Annotated in this window: 14 protein-coding genes; 2 read left to right on the top strand and 12 right to left on the bottom strand. The window is 69.7% G+C overall.

Features of this window, described 5'->3' with window-relative positions; all coding sequences use genetic code 11:
• Positions 1 to 37 precede the first annotated feature (37 nt).
• From cydB to DC434_RS11625, 3 genes are read right to left on the bottom strand one after another with little or no spacing between them, the layout of a single operon-like run.
• Entirely contained in the window at positions 38 to 1,066 is a 1,029-nt protein-coding gene (gene cydB / locus DC434_RS11635; protein ID WP_116635475.1) for a cytochrome d ubiquinol oxidase subunit II, read from the bottom strand.
• Positions 1,067 to 1,080: 14 nt separating this feature from the next.
• Positions 1,081 to 2,496 carry a cytochrome ubiquinol oxidase subunit I gene (locus tag DC434_RS11630; RefSeq protein WP_116635474.1) on the bottom strand — a complete coding sequence of 472 codons (1,416 nt, stop codon included), beginning with the start codon at positions 2,494 to 2,496 and terminating at the stop codon, positions 1,081 to 1,083.
• Positions 2,483 to 3,172, bottom strand: a complete 690-nt coding sequence (locus DC434_RS11625; RefSeq protein ID WP_116635473.1) for a helix-turn-helix domain-containing protein — start codon at positions 3,170 to 3,172, stop codon at positions 2,483 to 2,485. The genes DC434_RS11630 and DC434_RS11625 overlap by 14 nt, the downstream gene beginning before the upstream one ends.
• A 101-nt stretch (positions 3,173 to 3,273) precedes the next feature.
• Between DC434_RS11625 and radA the strand changes: the two genes are divergently transcribed.
• Complete coding sequence (gene radA / locus DC434_RS11620; RefSeq protein ID WP_116635472.1) at positions 3,274 to 4,638, top strand: DNA repair protein RadA; 1,365 nt, start codon at positions 3,274 to 3,276, stop codon at positions 4,636 to 4,638.
• Positions 4,639 to 4,755: 117 nt separating this feature from the next.
• Here radA and DC434_RS11615 read toward each other — a convergent pair whose 3' ends face one another.
• The 7 genes from DC434_RS11615 to DC434_RS11585 form a co-directional block, all read right to left on the bottom strand.
• A complete protein-coding gene (locus tag DC434_RS11615; RefSeq protein WP_116635471.1) occupies positions 4,756 to 5,166 on the bottom strand; it encodes a dehydrogenase in 411 nt (136 codons plus the stop codon).
• Between the two features lie 320 nt (positions 5,167 to 5,486).
• The gene (locus tag DC434_RS11610) at positions 5,487 to 6,791 is read right to left on the bottom strand and encodes a sigma-70 family RNA polymerase sigma factor (protein WP_243408908.1); all 1,305 of its coding nucleotides are present in this window, start codon (positions 6,789 to 6,791) and stop codon (positions 5,487 to 5,489) included.
• Positions 6,792 to 6,795: 4 nt separating this feature from the next.
• A complete protein-coding gene (locus tag DC434_RS11605; RefSeq protein WP_116635469.1) occupies positions 6,796 to 7,128 on the bottom strand; it encodes a YciI family protein in 333 nt (110 codons plus the stop codon).
• A 94-nt stretch (positions 7,129 to 7,222) separates the two neighbouring features.
• Positions 7,223 to 7,867: a hypothetical protein gene (locus DC434_RS11600; RefSeq protein WP_116635468.1), complete on the bottom strand. Its 645-nt coding sequence runs from the start codon at positions 7,865 to 7,867 to the stop codon at positions 7,223 to 7,225.
• 53 nt (positions 7,868 to 7,920) lie between these two features.
• Positions 7,921 to 8,958 carry an ABC transporter permease gene (locus DC434_RS11595; RefSeq protein ID WP_116635467.1) on the bottom strand — a complete coding sequence of 346 codons (1,038 nt, stop codon included), beginning with the start codon at positions 8,956 to 8,958 and terminating at the stop codon, positions 7,921 to 7,923.
• Positions 8,955 to 10,454, bottom strand: coding sequence for a sugar ABC transporter ATP-binding protein (locus DC434_RS11590; protein ID WP_116635466.1), 1,500 nt, complete (start codon positions 10,452 to 10,454; stop codon positions 8,955 to 8,957). Before DC434_RS11590 ends, DC434_RS11595 begins: the two co-directional genes overlap by 4 nt.
• A gap of 84 nt (positions 10,455 to 10,538) precedes the next feature.
• On the bottom strand, positions 10,539 to 11,576 hold the full coding sequence (locus DC434_RS11585) for a substrate-binding domain-containing protein (protein ID WP_116635465.1): 1,038 nt from the start codon (positions 11,574 to 11,576) through the stop codon (positions 10,539 to 10,541).
• 246 nt (positions 11,577 to 11,822) lie between these two features.
• Here DC434_RS11585 and DC434_RS11580 point away from each other — a divergent pair, with 246 nt between their 5' ends.
• Positions 11,823 to 12,713: an AraC family transcriptional regulator gene (locus DC434_RS11580; RefSeq protein WP_116635464.1), complete on the top strand. Its 891-nt coding sequence runs from the start codon at positions 11,823 to 11,825 to the stop codon at positions 12,711 to 12,713.
• A gap of 4 nt (positions 12,714 to 12,717) precedes the next feature.
• On the opposite strand, the gene DC434_RS11575 is transcribed toward DC434_RS11580, so the two are convergent.
• On the bottom strand, positions 12,718 to 13,650 hold the full coding sequence (locus tag DC434_RS11575; RefSeq protein ID WP_116635463.1) for an aldose 1-epimerase family protein: 933 nt from the start codon (positions 13,648 to 13,650) through the stop codon (positions 12,718 to 12,720).
• Positions 13,647 to 16,625, bottom strand: a complete 2,979-nt coding sequence (locus DC434_RS11570; RefSeq protein ID WP_116635462.1) for a DUF5107 domain-containing protein — start codon at positions 16,623 to 16,625, stop codon at positions 13,647 to 13,649. The genes DC434_RS11575 and DC434_RS11570 overlap by 4 nt, the downstream gene beginning before the upstream one ends.
• Between the last annotated feature and the right edge of the window lie 124 nt (positions 16,626 to 16,749).

Raw genomic sequence — 16,749 nt, 5'->3', positions numbered from 1 at the left:
GCGAAGCGAGACGAAACGCCCCGCACGGAGGACTTGCTCATGCGTGTGCCGGAGCCGCCTCGATCGACGAGCGCGTGACGCGCTTGCGGAAGATCCAGTACGTCCAGGTCTGGTACGCGATGACCAGGGGAAGGGCGATCAGCGCGGTCCAGCTCATGATCTGCAGCGTATACGGCGTGCTCGAGGCGTTGGCGATCGTGAGGCTGTACGCGGGGTCGATCGTCGAGGGCATGACGAACGGGAAGAGGGCGAAGAACAGCATGACGACGGCGAACAGCACGGTCGCAGCTCCCGCGGTGAAGGCCCGGCCGTCACGCCCGCGCAGCGAGAACAACACGGCGGCGATCAGCGAGACCGCGGCGAGCGCGCCCGCGACGACGACCAGCCAGAGCAGCGGCGCCTCGCGTCCCGCGGCGATCCCGATCGTCCAGAGCACGGTGCCTGCTGCCACGAGGATCGTCGGCACGGCCGCGATCTTCGCCAGGCGCCGCGCGTCGTCGTGCACCTGTCCGTCGGTCTTCAGCGCCACGAACAGCACGCCGTGCAGGAAGAACACCAGCAGCGTCGTGAGGCCCACGAGCAGGGAGTACGGGTTGAGCAGGGCGAAGAACCCGCCGACGTAGATGTGGTCCGCGTCGATCGCGACTCCCTGCACGATGTTGCCGAAGGCGACGCCCCAGAGGAAGGCGGGCACGGCCGAGCCGATCACGATCATCCGGTCGAAGCCGCGCTTCCACGCCGCGCTCTCGCGCTGGTGCCGGTACTCGAACGAGACCCCGCGCAGGATGAGCGCGAGCAGGATCAGCAGCAGCGGCAGGTAGAAGCCGCTGAACAGGGTCGCGTACCACTCCGGGAACGACGCGAACAGGCAGGCGCCGGCGACGATGACCCAGGTCTCGTTGAGGTCCCAGATCGGGCCGATCGTGTTGATGACCTGTCGGCGCGACACGTCGTTCCGCCCGAGGAAGGGCAGCGACATCCCGACGCCGAAGTCGAAGCCGTCGAGCACGAAGTAGCCGACGAAGAGGAAGGCGACGATGAAGAACCAGAGCGTTGCGAGATCCATGATGCTCCTTCCTCTCAGTAGACGACCGACGGCAGCTGGGCCGTCTCGTCGTGGGGTTGCTCTTCGGTGTCAGGCCCCTTCTGCGCGGCCCGGATGATGAGGCGGATCTCGACCACGGCGAGGGCGGCGTAGATCGCGGTGAAGGCGATGAGCGAGATCAGCACCTCGACGCCGCTGACGCCCGGCGAGACGCCGTCCTGCGTGGTCATCAGACCGAACACGATCCAGGGCTGCCGGCCCATCTCGGTGAAGACCCAGCCCATGATGTTGGCGGCGAGAGCGAGCGGGAACGACCAGATCGCGAGCTTCCACATCCACTGCGTCGGAGGCTTCTTCGCACTCTTGCGGGTGAGCCACAGGCCGATGACGGCGACGAGACCGGCGGCCATGCCCAGGCCGATCATCCAGCGGAACGCCCAGTACGTGACCCACAGGATGGGGGCGAACTCGGTCAGCCCGGTGTCGGCGAAGGTCTGGGAGTACTCGGCGTTCAGGTCGTTGATGCCGTGCACGCATTCGTCGAACGAGTGGGTCGACAGCAGGGAGAGCAGATACGGCACGCGGATCGAGAACAGCTCGGAGCTCCCGTCCGGCGTGCCGAGCGTGAACAGGCTGAACGAGGCGTCGTAGCCGCAGACCGTGTTGAAGGTCGCCTCGGCCGCCGCCATCTTCATCGGCTGCGCCGCGTACATCGCGAGCCCGAGCTGGTCGCCCGTGAGCACGACGCCCGCAGTGGAGAAGATCATCGCCCACAGCCCGAACTTCAGCGAGATGCGCATGGTGTCGAAGTGCTGGCCGCGGGCGAGGTGCCAGGCCGAGACCGAGATCACGACGCCGGCGGCGAACATGAGCGCACCGAAGATCGTGTGCGGGAAGGCCGCGAGCGCGACGGGGTTCGTGAGCAGCGCCCAGAAGTCGGTCAGCTCTGCGCGGTTCGTCTCGGGGTTGAAGACGTAGCCGACCGGGTTCTGCATGAAAGCGTTGGCGGCGATGATGAAGTACGCGGAGAGGATGCTGCCGATCGACACGCACCAGATGGTGGCGAGGTGCAGCTTCTGCGGGAGCTTGTCCCAGCCGAAGATCCACAGGCCGATGAAGGTGGCCTCGAAGAAGAAGGCGAGCAGGCCCTCGAAGGCGAGCGGAGCTCCGAACACGTCGCCGACGAAGCGGGAGTAGTCCGACCAGTTCATGCCGAACTGGAACTCCTGCACGATGCCGGTGACGACGCCCATCGCGAAGTTGATCAGGAAGATCTTGCCGAAGAAGCGGGTCAGGTGCAGGTACTGGACCTTGCCGGTGCGCACCCACACGGTCTGGAAGATCGCGGCGACCAGCGCCATGCCGATCGTGAGGGGGACGAACAGGTAGTGGTAGACGGTCGTCAGCCCGAACTGCCATCGGGAGAGGACGAGCGGATCAAGCCATTCCATGCGCGACTCCTGTCGTGTCGGTCAGCGGCGCTCTGTCGGTCGGCGGCACTCTTTCGGTCAACTGCACCGTGCAGTCCGTCGGTCCGTCGGCGGCGCGCACGCAGTCGGCGACCAGCGGTCCGCCTGCTTCGTTGAGCACGCCCTGCATCAGCCCCAGGTGCACCTGGCAGAGCATCGGGCGGGCCTCCGGACGGCCGGTCGCGTGCGGGCACGGGCTGAGGTCGACCGTGAGCCGCACGTCGTCGACCACGGGCTCGAAGCCGCTCTCCTCCAGGTGCTCGACGAGCGCGTCGAGCTGGTAGGTGGCCTCCCTGCTCAGATCGGATGCCGGGGCGGGCAGCATCCGTCGCATCAGATCTCCGCGGCGCGCTGCGGCCTTCGCCTTGTCGCGGGCGACCGGGCTGGACGCGCCCGGCGCTCCGGTCGCGGCCCGGTAGAGCGTGCGCGGACGACCGCGGACGGTCCGGTGCTCGATCGTCGGGATCACGTACCCGCCTTCGATGAGACGCTGCAGGTGCTCGCGCACCGTGTTGGCGTGAAGCCCGGTGGCCTCGCACAGCTCGCCGATCGTGAGCTCGGCCGGTCCGTGCGCGCGACCGGCCTCGAAGAGCAGGTGCAGGAGCTGCACCCGCGAGTAGGTCGAGATCGGCCCGCAGACGGGCCCGCCGTTGCGCATGCCTCCATCATCCCAGCGGCGTCCGTCCCGATCGAGTGGTTCGGCCGTGAATAATGCCCGGTTCCGATAGGGATGTCGGATGCCGGCGATAGCCTGGCTGCATGGCCACCCGAAAACCCGCTCCCCCGGCGTACGTCTGCACGGAATGCGGGTGGACGACCGCGAAGTGGGTGGGCCGCTGCGGCGAGTGCCAGCAGTGGGGCACCGTACAGGAGCAGGCCGCACCCACGGGCATCCTGCGCCGGGTGACCGCGCTCGCGCCGACGGCCGAGCGCACCGCGCGACCGATCACGCAGATCACCACGCAGGATGCGCCTCGTCGCACGAGCGGGGTCGGCGAGTTCGACCGCGTGCTCGGCGGCGGCATCGTCCCGGGCGCCGCGATCCTGCTCAGCGGAGAGCCGGGCGTCGGAAAGTCCACGCTGCTGCTCGAGGTGGCGGCGCAGGCCGCGCGGTCAGGACGCCGCGTGCTCTACGCCAGCGCCGAGGAGTCGCCGGGCCAGGTGCGACTGCGCGCCGAGCGCACCGGCGCCCTGCACGACGAGCTCTACCTCGCGAGCGAGACCGACCTCGCGACGATCCTCGGCCACATCGACGAGGTCAAGCCCGAGCTCGTGATCGTCGATTCGGTGCAGACGGTCTCGTCGTCGCTGACCGACGGTGCGGCCGGCCAGCCGAGCCAGGTGCGCGAGGTCGCCTCCACGCTCATCCGGGTCGCGAAGGACCGCGACCTGCCGATCATCATCGTCGGCCACGTCACGAAAGACGGTCAGGTCGCCGGCCCCCGGGTGCTCGAGCACCTGGTCGACGTCGTCTGCCACTTCGAGGGCGACCGGCAGACCGCGCTCCGCTTCATCCGCGCACTCAAGAACCGCTTCGGCCCGACCGACGAGGTCGGCTGCTTCGAGATGACCGGTGCCGGCATCGCCGAGGTGCCTGACCCGTCCGGGCTGTTCCTGTCGCAGTCGACGGCCGAGGGCACGTGCGTCGCGATCTCGCTCGAAGGGCGTCGAGCGCTCCCCGTCGAGGTGCAGGCGCTGACGGTGCCGTCGAACGCGCCGAATCCGCGGCGCATCGTGCACGGCGTCGACTCCTCGCGTGTGGCGATGGTGCTCGCGATCCTCGAGCGGCGCGCGAACATCAAGACGAGCGACCTCGACGTGTACGTGTCGACCGTCGGCGGCGTGCGGTTCACCGAGCCCGCCGCCGATCTCGCCATCGCCGTCGCGGTCGCCGGGTCCGTGCAGCGCACGTCGGTGCCGCGCACGGTCGCCGCCGTCGGCGAGCTGAGCCTCGCGGGCGAGATCCGCCCCGTCACGCAGGCCGCCCAGCGCCGCTCCGAGGCTGCGCGACTCGGCTACGAGCAGGTGGTCGACGATCGCTCGAAGACCCTGGTCGGCGCACTGAAAGACATCAAGGCGCGCGATCGCTCTCCGCGCGACCAGCGCGACATCCCGCCGTTCTGACGCACCCGGGACCCTGAGCTCCTTGGGTCCCTGAGCTCGCGCGCCCTGGGTTCCTGAGCTTGTCGAAGGGCCCCGTCACGAGGCTTCGACAGGCTCAGCCACCCTCAGCCGAGGGAGCTACGCGTCGAGCGCCTTGAGCAGCTCGACCGGGTCGGCCTGCATGGGGTGGGGCCCGGCGATGTCGAGGAACACCGTGGTGATGGGGTGCGCGGCAAGGAACTTCCGCAGCCAGTCCGCGGTGTAGATGCCCACGCCCGGCGGCAGGTTGGCCGGCTTGTTCTTCGCGTCGCTGAACAGCAGCAGAGCCAGGTCGCCGGTCTTCGGGTCGCGGTACGTCCAGACCTCGCCGCTGTCGAGCGGGTTGTCCCTCGCGCCCGGCTTGATCAGAGGGACGATGGTGGTTCCGTGGCGGAGGGCCAGGGCGACCGCGGCGACGTCCTGCTTCTCGAGGGCCTGGGCCAGCGCATCGGATCGGAAGTCCTCCGGTGCGGGCTTGTTCTTCGAGGCCTTCGCCTTCTTCGCTGCCATGCACCCAGCCTATTCGCGGTCGACGGCGCAGAGCGCGGCATCCGACGCCGGCCGAGACCGACCGCGGAGACGATTGGGGCCCTCTCGAGTCCCACATTGGGGACTGGGGTACTCGAGAGGGCCCTCGGACTCTCGAAGCGGCGATGTCGAAGCGCTGGGGACGCTGTAGTTCGACGCCACTGGGGATGGCATGTGCCGCTGGTGCGGAGAGTCACCTAATGGTATCCCAGAGACGAGCCCGTGTCTGCACTCCGTGTAGAAAACCTCTGACGTCGAGGTATTCCGAATGCGCCACCCGGATCGACGAGCAATTTCGAAGTTCACGGGCGGGAATCGCTTCGAACCTCGGCGATCCGCCGCACGAGGAAGCGGCGCTCGGGATCGGACGGCGCGAGCTCGAGCGCGCGCTCGTAGTGCGGAAGTGCCTCAGCGGGGCGTCCGGCGCGACGCAGCAGGTCGGCACGGGCGGCCGGCAGCAGGTGATAGCCGTCGAGACGCGCGTCGTCGAGTTCGTCGAGCAGGGCGATCCCGGCGAGCGGCCCCTCCGCGAGACCGACGGCGACAGCCCGATTCAGCTCCACGACCGGCGAGGGCGCCACGCGCGCGAGCCTGGCGTACAGCTCGGCCACGCGCGCGAAGTCGGTCGATTCGGCCGACGGGGCGGTCGCGTGATGCCGGGCGATCTCGGCCTGCAGCCGGTACGGCCCGGCCACGCCGTCGATGCGTCGGCGTGCGGACTCCGACGCTGCCAGCGCGGCCACGCCCTCGCCGATCATCGCGGCGTCCCACCGCGCGCGATCCTGGTCCTCCAGCAGGACCAGGTCGCCCTTCTCGTCGAGACGTGTCGCCGCGCGCGAGTGCTGGAACAGCATCAGTGCCAGCAGGGCGAGCACCTCCGGCTGCGGCGGCGCGTCCACGAGGAGAGTCGAGAGCAGCCGCGCGAGCCGGATCGCCTCCTCGGCCACGGGCACCCGCACGAGCCCGGATCCGCCCGCGTACCCCTCGGTGAAGAGCAGGTACAGGACGGCGAGCACGCCCTGACCGCGCTCGGGCAGCGCCTCGGCCGACGGAACCCGGTACGGGATCCCGGCACCGCGGATCCGAGCGCGCGCCCGCACCAGCCGCTTCTGCATCGTCGCCTCCGACACGAGGAACGCCCGCGCGATCTCGCCGACCTCGAGCCCGGCGACGGTGCGCAGGGTCAGCGCGACGCGCGCCTCCATGGGCAGCGCGGGGTGGCAGCACGTGAAGATCAGTCGCAGCCGATCGTCGTCGACCACCCCGAGAGCGTCGACATCCGGCGCGGAGCCGAGCGCCTGATCCTCCCGGTCGACAGCCGCCTCGATGGCCGCACGACCCGCGGTCCTGCGTTCGGACGCCGCGCGTCGGAGCATGTCGACGGCCGCATTCCGGGCGGCTGTCGTGAGCCAGGCGGCCGGGTTGTCGGGGATCCCCCGCGTCGGCCAGGCGGTCAGGGCGCGGGTCATCGCATCCTGCACGGCATCCTCGGCGAGCTCCCAATCTCCGGTGCGACGGATGAGCGACGCCACGATCCGCAGACGCTCGGCGGCGACCGTCGCGGCGAGCGCCTCGCGCACCGCGTCGGTCGCCGTCCGCTCGCTCACGCGATCACTCCATCGGCCAGACCGGACGCACCTCGACGCGCCCGAACCGGGCCATCGGATGCTTCGCCGCGATCTCGATCGCCTCATCGAGGTCGGCGACGTCGATCAGATCGAAGCCGGCGATCCACTCCTTCGTCTCGGTGAACGGGCCGTCGGTGAGGATGGTCCGGCCGTCGCGGACCGTCACCGTGGTCGCATCGGACGGCGGTCGCAGCCGATTCCCGGTACGCGAGACGTTGCGGCGCTCGACATCCGCCGCCCACTCCTCGATGTTGTCCTCTTCCGGGATGTACTCCGGGGCGGCCGGGTCGCTGACGATGAACAGCAGATACTCCATGTGCTCTCTCCTTCTCGGGTCGATTCTTCGTCATGACGACGAAGACGGCGAGGCCTGGAGGACAGATCGGAGAAGAAATCCGGTCGTTCGGGGATCAGTAGAGCAGGATCTGCGTGGTGCTCGCGCTCGTGAACCCGCCGATCGACACCTCGACGTGGTACGAGGATCCTCCGCCCGGCGCGCGCTGCCGGTTCTCATCGGCGCAGGTCTCGACGCTCGATCGCGTGCGGTCCCATACCACCGGATCCTTGCTGGTGACGGTCGTGCCCGCCGCGAGCGTCGCGATCATGCTGCTCGGATTCTCCTGGCAGTCGGTCGAGCGCCACCAGACGTCGGATCCGCTCGAGACCGTGAAGACCTGGGTGGTGGAGCCCACATCGATCGTGCAGTCCGTCGAGCCCTTGTTCGTGAGCGAGATGGAGAGCTGCGGCGTGACGCCGGCCTGGTACGAGTCCGAGTCGGTGACCGCGGTCACCTCGACGTCCTTCGCCGCGCAGGCGACGATGGCCGGTGTCTGCTCGGCCGACGGCGACGGCACGGGTGAGCCGGTGCCGTCGGTCGGCGTCGTCGAGGGAGTGGTCGTCGCCGAGCTGGTCGGGGCGGGCCCGGCCTCGCCGCCGGCCCACGGGCGCGCGACCAGCAGCCAGGTCGAGACGCCGATCACGGCGACCGCGAGGATCAGGCCGATCAGGAGCACGAGCCGCCGACGACGATAGACGGCGGCGGAGTGGCGTGGCATGTCTCCAGGCTAAGCGATCGGCCCGGGGATCGACCGTGCGACCGACCCGTGGATCACCCAGGAATACCGATACGACGCTCGCCGGACCGCAGCTGCTGGATCACGACCGCGATCACGAGGAGCGCTCCCTGAGCGACGTTCTGCCAGAACGTGTTCACACCGAGGATGGTCATGCCGTTGGTGAGCACGCCGAGCAGGATCACGGCGAGGATGGTTCCGGAGATCGTCCCCTTGCCGCCCTTCAGCGCCGCGCCACCCAGGGCAGCGGCGGTGATGGCCTGCAGCTCCAGGCCCTCCGAGCCGGAGATCGGCTGCCCCGAGCCGGTGCGGGCGGTGATGAGGATTCCCGCGATCGCCGCGATCGCGCCGGTGACCATGTAGACGCCGATGATGTAGCGGTTGATGTTGATGCCCGCGAGCCGGGAGGCGATGTTGTTGCCGCCGACCGCGTAGATGTTGCGGCCCCACGAGGTGTATCGCAGCACGATGTGCGCGAGCAGCGCCACGATCAGCAGCACCAGGATGAGGGTCGGGATGCCGGCGACGCCGCCGCGGGCGAGGAAGACGAAGAACGGGTCTGCTCCGGTGTAGCCCTGCGCCCGTCCGTCCGAGATCAGCTGCGCGACGCCCTTGAAGGCGGCGAGGGTCGCCAGCGTCGCGATCACGGGATTGACCCGTCCGAAGACGATGATGCAGCCGTTGACCAGACCGCAGAGGATGCCGATGCCCACCGCGCCGACGACGCCGACGGCGGGGCCGGCGGCGGTGAACAGCATCGCCGATGTCACCGACGTGAGACCGGCGATCGATCCGACGGAGATGTCGAGGGCGCCGAGGATGATGACGATCGTCTGCACGACGGCCAGGAGCCCCATGATGGCGATGGCCGTGCCGATCACCTTGAGGTTGCCGACGCTGAAGAACAGCGGATTCTGGAAGCCGATCACCGCGACCACCAGCACGATCGCGATGATGAGCGAGATGTTCTGCGCTCCGACCCCGCCGATCAGCCGCGCGACGGGCGATGCCCCCTTGGCCGGTGCGGCCGCTCCGACCGGTGCCGGCGCCGTCTTCACAGTGTTGTCGCTCATGCGGCGACCTCCTCGTCCATCGCGAGCGCGAGAATGCTCTCTTCGGTTGCCTCGGCACGCGGGAGCTCTCCCGTGATGCGCCCGTGGGCCATGACATAGATGCGGTCCGAGACGCCGAGCACCTCGGGAAGTTCGCTGGAGACGACGATGACCGCGACGCCCTCGTGCGCGAGGCGGTCGATGATCGCGTAGATCTCCGCCTTCGCTCCGACGTCGATGCCTCGCGTCGGCTCGTCCAGCAGCAGCAGCTTCGGCTTGGTGGCGAGCCACCGCGCGAGCACCACCTTCTGCTGGTTGCCGCCGGAGAGACGCCCGACCAGCTGCTCGGGACTCGGTGTGCGGATGCGCAGCGAGTCGATGTAGCTCTTGGTGAGCGCCGACTCCGCGGCATCCTTCACGAAGATCCATCGGGAGAGCGACTTCAGCACCGCGAGGGCGGTGTTGTCGCGGACGCTGCGGTCCAGGAGCAACGCCTCAGCCTTCCGCTCCTCCGGCGCGAATCCGATGCCGGCCTGGATGCTGTCCTGGGGGCTGCGGAACCGCCGTGCGGCGCCGTGCATCTTGATCTGTCCCTCGGTGACCAGCAGGTCGCCGGCGATCGTCTTCATGAGCTCGCTCCGCCCGGCGCCGACGAGGCCGGCGACACCGACGACCTCACCCGCGCGCACGGTGAGGGAGATGTCGTGGACGATGTCGTTCGACACGTGCTCGAGCTCGAGGACGACGTCGCCGAGGGCCGCGGGCTCGCGATGGAAGAACTGGGTGAGGTCGCGGCCCACCATCATGCGAACGAGTTCGTCGTGGTCGGTCTCGCCGACGGCCTTCGTGCCCACGTAGGCGCCGTCGCGCAGGACCGTGATGCGATCGGCGAGCTGGAAGATCTCTCCCATCCGATGCGACACGTAGCCGATGGCGACCCCGTCGGCCTTCAGCCGGCGGATCAGCGCGAACAGCAGCGCGACCTCCTCGTCGCCGAGGGAGGAGGTGGGCTCGTCGAAGCAGATGACCCGGGGCTGCGCGATCACCGCGCGCATGATCTCGACGATCTGCCGCTGCGCGGGAGAGAGGTCGGCTCCGAGCGTGCGGGCGTCGATCACGCGGTCGAAGCCCCAGCGGCGGAGTTCTTCGGTCGCCGTGCGTTCGAGCTGGCTCCGACGGAACCCGACAGAGCCCAGGGCGCCGATGTAGATGTTCTCCGCGACGGAGACCCAGGGCACGATCTCCGGTTCCTGGGCGATGACCCGCAGCCCGGCGTCACGGGCATCCGCGGGGCCGGAGAAGTCCATCGCCTCGCCCGCCAGCAGCAGTTCGCCGCCATCAGGGCGGTAGTCGCCACCGAGGATCTTGAGGAGCGTGGACTTCCCCGCGCCGTTCTCGCCCATCAGGGCGGTCACCTCTCCGGCGCGGAGCTCGAGGTCCACGCCGCGCAGGGCGTGGACGGGACCGAACGACTTCGTGATCGCGTGCGCCCGCAGTGCGGCTGCCTGCTCCGTCATGCTTTCCTCTTCTGATCTGGTGGCGGTGGCCGGACCCGGCCCGAGGGGGGACGACCGCCGGCGCGGCCGCCCCCGAGGAAGGCGTCAGGTGCAGACGACGCCCTTCTCCTCCCAGTTGGAGGCGTCGACGATCTCGGTGTTGGCCACGGTCTTCGGCGGCAGCTCCGTGCCGTTGCGCAGCAGGTCGACCATCGACGTGACGGCGGCCTTGCCGACCTCGACACCCGAGATGAACAGGGCGGACTTGTTGCCCGTCTCCTGGCCGGCGTTCCAGTCCTTGCAGGTCAGGTACGCGCCGAGACCCACGCCGATGATGTCGGCGGGCGCGACGCCCGAGTTCTGCAGCGCCGTGACGACACCCGTCTCGTTCTCGTCGTTGCAGCCCCAGACCACCCAGTGCTTCACGCCGGCGTTGGCCGTGATGATGGCACCGGCCTTGTCCTGCGCATCGGTGGCCGAATTGTCGGTGCCGACCTCGATCACCTCAGGGCCGTCGGGGACGGCCTCGGAGAAGGCGGCGACCGCACCGTCGACGCGCTCGACGCAGTTGGGCTGGTCCTGCTTGTAGGCGGAGAGGATGCGGGTGTCTGCGGCATCCCATCCTGCCTCCTGGTACAGACGGGCGGCGTCGGCGCCGACCTTCTCACCCATCGACGTGCCGTCGAAGCCGGTGAAGGCCGCGGCAGCGCCCTTGGCGTCGACGATCGGATCGTCGGCCGCCATGATCGGGATGCCGGCGTCGGTCGCGAGCTGGATCACCTGCGGGCCGATCTGCGTGTCGGGCACGACGATGATGATCCCGTCGACGCCCTGCGCGATGGCGGCCTCGACCTCGGAGATCGCCTTGTTCGAGTCGGTGCTGACGTCGACGACGTTGATCGTGACGTCGCCGTCGGCCTTCGCAGCCTCCTTCGCGCCGTCGGCCTCGTCGATGAAGTACTGCTGGTCTCCCTGCTTCTGGATCAGGGCGATCGTGAGCGGACCGTCGGATGTGCCCCCGCCCTCGGCGGCGGGCTCCGCCGTCTCCATCCCGGACGAGCAGGCGGTGAGCGCGGCGAGAGCCAGAACGGCGACCCCGCCCGCGGCAGTGCGCGCCCAGAGGCGGCTGCGTGTGGCGAACATTGAGACTCCTTCGTCTTCGTGCGATGACCGGCCGTGATGACCGGATGCTGTGTGGAACAGATCGAACGTACATCGATCGCGCCACGTCGCTTGAGGACGATCTCACGGAACATATGGACTTTTCTCCGGCTCCGCGCAAGAGGACGGGAATCATCCGTTTGACTGGGTGCACCGGCCAGCGGCTAGCCTGGCAGGATCGGTCTGCACGCATCGCCGCCGACAACCGCGACACTTCTGCGAGGCCTCATGGACGAGACGCCTATCCTGCTCGAACCGCACTATCGGATGGAGGGGTTCGAGCACCAGCGCCTGTGCGTGCTTCCCCGCCCGCAGGTCGAGGCCGCGCTGGGCGCCGCGGGTACCCGGCGCCTGCTCGTCACCGATGCCGGCTACTTCCCCACGGCGCGGGGCCACCGCCGGGTCCGCCCGCGCGGCTGCGCCGAGACGGTCCTGCTGCTCTGCGTCGCCGGGCGCGGCACCGTGACGATCGCCGGCGAGGTCCATCCGCTCACAGCCGCCACCTCGATCGCGATCAGTGCGGGAACGCCGCACTCGTACGAGGCATCGGAAGACGATCCCTGGACGATCTGGTGGCTGCATGTCCGGGGGACGGACGCCGCCGAGCTCGCGGCCCAGACCCTGGGGCGCCAGAGTCCCGTGACCCGGCTCCGCTCGATGGACCGCGTCGTCGCCCTGTTCGACGAGCTCGTCACGCTGCTGGAGCGTCGGCTCTCCCCACCGCAGCTGCTGATCGCCTCCGGGGTCGCATGGAACCTCCTCACCCGGATCGCGGCCGACAGCATCCTTCCGAGCGAGGGGTCGGCTCTGGAGCGCGCCATGCGCTATCTCGAGACGCGGGTCGACGGGAACATCCAGGTCAGCGAGCTCGCCGCTCTCGTCGGGATGTCGCCGTCGCACCTGAGCGCGCTGTTCCGCCAGGCCACCGGCAGCGGGCCCGCCGCTTTCCACACCTCGCTGCGGATGACGCACGCGAGGAATCTGCTCGACACGACCTCGCTCTCGGTCCGGGAGATCGCCACAGCTGTCGGCTACGCGGATCCGCTGTACTTCTCCCGGCACTTCCGGCGATTGCACGGCCTCAACCCGACGGCCTATCGGGCGCAGCACAAAGGCTGACGGATCAGCGGACTCGTCGGATCATCCAGCCCGCACCGACCGACTCCCCGGCCTCGACGATCAGGAGGTCGCGCCGGGAGTTGAACGCGTCCGGCGGGCAGGTCATCGGCTCGATCGCGACGCCGCTGCGGAACTCCTCGCCGTCGCCGTGATCGGTCGTGTAGATCTGCACCCACGGGCAGCGGTCGTCCCACTCGACCTCGACCCCTGCGCCCGCGTCATCCAGGAGCCGGGCGCGCGCCCGTCCGTGCCGGCGCGCGAGATCGGTGAAGGCGTGGTTGAGCGCGGTCGACCCGATGCGCCGCGGCTCCCGGAAGTCGCGCTCCCCGGCGAGCGGGTCGGACACGGGCACGCTGCGCTCTGGCAGCATCCGATCCGGAGAGACGAGCAGGATCTCGCCGGCATCGAGCTCGAGGCTCAGATCGTCGATGCCGCACTCCCGCGGCCGCCCGACCACGAGGTACGGATGCCCGCCGAGGCCGACCGGGGCGGCGGTCGCGCTCTCGTTCGACGCCGTCACCTCCTGCGTGAGCCCGTCCGGGCCGAGGCGGAACTCCGCGTCGATGCGCACCCGCCACGGATACCCGGGCTGCGCGGCGATCATGCCGGTGAGCACCAGGTGATCCGAGGCCACCGTCGTCGCCGTGAAATCGGTCCACGCGATCAGCCCGTGGGCCGCAGTGCGGGTCTCCGGCTCGTTCTGCACGAGCCGGTGGACGACCCCGTCGAACTCGTACGCGCCGTCGGCGATGCGGTTGGGCCACGGTGCGAGCAACGCGCCGCGCATCGACGGTCTGATCTCGTCCGCTCCGAACGGCACGATGAGGTCGACGCCGTCGCACCGGAGCGATCGCACGGTGGCACCGACGCTCGCGATCCGCGCCTCGTACGGTCCCGAGCGCAGCACGAACGCGTTCCCCGACAGCGGCACCGTCACAGTCCGTCGTCCTCGCCCTCCTGGTTGAACAGCAGCAGTTCCGGATGGCTGGTGGCGAAGTAGTCGGTCACCCCGTCGTCCCGCACGGCCGCCGGCGCGACATACGCCGCGCGGGCCTCGCCGAGCGTGGCGGGCGGGTCGGTCAGCGGCAGGCCGAGTGCCTCGAGCGTGAGATCCCACGTGGCGATCGCCTGCCCCTCCCCTCCCTCCCACGGATGGAACGGGCGGGTGAGGAGGATGCTGTGCGCCTCGGCGGCCGCCCCCTCGGCGACGAGCAGACGCGCGTACTCGATCGCGAAGTCGTCGCGGGTGAGCACCAGGTCCTCGACCGGCCGCAGAGCGGCGAGGCGCTGAGCGGTCGTGTGCCCGAGTCGGGCCGCGAGCTGATCCTGCTCGTAGCGGATGCGCGCATCCGTCGAAGCGCTCTCGACGGCCTGCGCGTACAGCCGCCAGGCCTTCTCCTCGTCGCGCTCGACGTTGTAGGCGGCGAGGGCCGCGTTGCGGAACAGCACCGGATCGCGGTGGCCGCTCTCGATCGCGCGATTCCAGGCCGCCGCCGCCTCACGGCGCCGCCCGACGGCATAGAGCAGCATCCCGAGCAGCGAGAGGGCGGTCGCGTCGTCGGGTCCGGCGTCGATCGCGAGCTCGAGGGCCTGCAGCGCATCGAGGCCCGAGGGGAACGCCCAGCGCTGCTCGGCCGCTCGCGCGAGCGATCGCTCGTACGCTGCGGCCTGCCGGTCGCCGCGACTCTCCCGGATCTCGGCGGCGAGGTAGTGCGCGAGCGGTCTCACGTTGCCGGAGCGACGGATGGGCGCGGCGATCGCGGCGTCGAGGAGGCGCACGGCGTCATCGGCGGCGCCGGCGAGCTTCAGATCGAGAGCGACATCGAGCAGCAGTCCGGCATCCGCGTCGACCTCCTCACCGGCGAGCACGCGCAGCGTCGCGTCGAGCGGGTCGGCGACGAGCGCTGCCCGTGCGACGGCGGCGCTCCCCGCTTCGTCGCCGCGTGCCCGCAGAATGATCGCGCGGAGGGCGGCGCGGCGCGTGTCGTGCCCGGCGACGCCGTCGAGCGTGTCGAGCACCCGCAATGCGGCGCGCTGCTGACCGGTGCGCAGCAGCGACCGGACGAGCTCGACACCGGATGCCGCCGCCCAGGCCCCGTCCCACCCGGCCTTGCCGAACATCTGCTGCGCCTCGACCTCACGGCCGAGACGGGCGAGGACGAGTCCCGCGAGGTAGTACGCCTCGGTATCGGTCGGGTTCGCGTTGCGCCGCGTCAGGCGGGTGATCGCCGTCTGCGCATGCGTGAGCGCGCTGTCGAAGCGCCCGGAACGGTACGCGCGATCCGCGAGCGCGAGGTTCGTCCGCGCGTCACCGGCGTCGCGCGCGAGCGCCGCCCGCCAGTACGGCATCGGGGAGCGGGTGGGATGGCGGTTCTGCTGCAGGTGGAGGCCCGTGAGGTAGAGCTCCTCGACGCTGTCGATCTCGTCCGGCAGCGGCGGCTCGTCGGCGACCCACGGCTCTTCGTCCGCGGCATCCGTCGGCGTCCACCGCACGAGAAGACCGCCGTCGGAATCGAGGAGCTCGGCGGTGATCGCATCCGACGGTGCGACATCCGACTCGAGCGTCACCGGCACCCCGGGGACCAGGTCGGCCGCGGTGCTCGCGACGACGGCACCCCCGTCGAGGATCCGCAGCGTCACACCGTCGCGGCGGCTCGTGACCGCGAAGCTCGCCGACACCCGCTCCCCGCGCTCGACGTGCACGGCGGCATCCGTCGTCGCCTGGTGCGCCGCGCCGATCGCGGGGATCGGATACCAGTACTGCGAGAAAACCTTGGTCTCGCCGGGCAGCAGCCAGGAGAAGTCCGGCTGGTTGTCGGTGTAGACGCCCGCCATCAGTTCGACGTACGGACCGTCGCCATCGGTGAGCTGGTCGTCCCAGGCGTGGCCGAACGGCGCATCGCCCCACGTCCACTGCTTCTTGCCCGGCGCGAGTCGACGCTCGGCCCAGTGCACGAACCCTGCTCCGGCGGCGTGGTCGTAGCCGCCGAAGAAGTCCTGCTGCGAGTCGACGATCATGTACGACGTCGGCACGGGGATATTGCGGTAGAAATCGATGCGGTCGGCGCCTTCGTGCTCCGCCGCCAGTGCCGGGTAGTCGACGCCGTAGTACGGGCGATCGGCCTCGGGAAACGCGGTGAGCGCCCGACGGGCGTGGTCGGCGACATAGCGGACGTCTTCGGGAAAGAAGGACTGGTAGTCGTCGTGCACCCGGGCGGCGACGTTCGCCCACCAGAGGAAGGACTGCCGCTCGCTGGTGCGGTTGTGCAGCCGCACCACCAGTTCGACGACGGAGCTTCCCTGGCGCAGTCGGATGCCGTGCTGCGCCGACATCCGGGTGAACGGGTCGTGGTCGTGGCACCACACCGTGACCGAGCCGTCGTCGTCGTTCTCGATCGTCGTCTCGACGGGGAGGTAGGTTCCCGGACGGTGGTGCTGCGGCCAGTTGAACTCGACCCCGCCGCTGATCCAGGGGCCTGCGAGACCGACGAGAGCCGGCTTGATGACGTTGTTGCGGTAGAAGAAGTCGTAGCCGGTGGTCTTGTCGTACCCGATGTGGATGCGCCCGCCGAGCTCGGGGAGGACCACGAGCCGCACGTATTCGTTCTCGAGATGGACGGCCTGCCATTCGCGGACCACGCCCTCATCGGCGATCTGCTCGGTGAACGGGATCGGATACACCGTGCCGCTCGACCCCTGATAGACGCGATGGTCGAGGTACATCGGGTGGGTGCTCGGCTCTGCGGCCTCGTACGTGAGGATGCTCAGCGGCTCGCTCCAGGCGATGGCATCGCCGCGATCGAGGGCGGCACGCAACGGCCCGGCGGCTTCCGGCAGGACGATCCGCTCGTTCTGCCGACGCTCCGCGTCGACGCCCATGGTCGATCCGACGTCGACGCGATCGTTGTTCATCCGTTGAACCTCCGTGCAGATGCGTGCCGACGGCACACTGCAGCCGACGACAGGACGCGTGGTCCTGCGACGAAGCTATCGTCGGCCCGCACGGAGCCCCATGGCGTGAACGGGGAAGAACATG

The organism is Microbacterium sp. TPD7012 (assembly GCF_003075395.1).
Classification (GTDB): domain Bacteria; phylum Actinomycetota; class Actinomycetes; order Actinomycetales; family Microbacteriaceae; genus Microbacterium.
This window is presented reverse-complemented; position numbering and strand designations above follow the sequence as displayed.

What these genes read in the sequence shown, in the direction of transcription:
- cydB (WP_116635475.1), bottom strand. Translation starts at nt 1,066, where the DNA reads ATGGATCTCGCAACGCTCTGGTTCTTCATCGTCGCCTTCCTCTTCGTC.
- DC434_RS11630 (WP_116635474.1), bottom strand. Translation starts at nt 2,496, where the DNA reads ATGGAATGGCTTGATCCGCTCGTCCTCTCCCGATGGCAGTTCGGGCTG.
- DC434_RS11625 (WP_116635473.1), bottom strand. Translation starts at nt 3,172, where the DNA reads ATGCGCAACGGCGGGCCCGTCTGCGGGCCGATCTCGACCTACTCGCGG.
- radA (WP_116635472.1), top strand. Translation starts at nt 3,274, where the DNA reads ATGGCCACCCGAAAACCCGCTCCCCCGGCGTACGTCTGCACGGAATGC.
- DC434_RS11615 (WP_116635471.1), bottom strand. Translation starts at nt 5,166, where the DNA reads ATGGCAGCGAAGAAGGCGAAGGCCTCGAAGAACAAGCCCGCACCGGAG.
- DC434_RS11605 (WP_116635469.1), bottom strand. Translation starts at nt 7,128, where the DNA reads ATGGAGTATCTGCTGTTCATCGTCAGCGACCCGGCCGCCCCGGAGTAC.
- DC434_RS11600 (WP_116635468.1), bottom strand. Translation starts at nt 7,867, where the DNA reads ATGCCACGCCACTCCGCCGCCGTCTATCGTCGTCGGCGGCTCGTGCTC.
- DC434_RS11595 (WP_116635467.1), bottom strand. Translation starts at nt 8,958, where the DNA reads ATGAGCGACAACACTGTGAAGACGGCGCCGGCACCGGTCGGAGCGGCC.
- DC434_RS11590 (WP_116635466.1), bottom strand. Translation starts at nt 10,454, where the DNA reads ATGACGGAGCAGGCAGCCGCACTGCGGGCGCACGCGATCACGAAGTCG.
- DC434_RS11585 (WP_116635465.1), bottom strand. Translation starts at nt 11,576, where the DNA reads ATGTTCGCCACACGCAGCCGCCTCTGGGCGCGCACTGCCGCGGGCGGG.
- DC434_RS11580 (WP_116635464.1), top strand. Translation starts at nt 11,823, where the DNA reads ATGGACGAGACGCCTATCCTGCTCGAACCGCACTATCGGATGGAGGGG.
- DC434_RS11570 (WP_116635462.1), bottom strand. Translation starts at nt 16,625, where the DNA reads ATGAACAACGATCGCGTCGACGTCGGATCGACCATGGGCGTCGACGCG.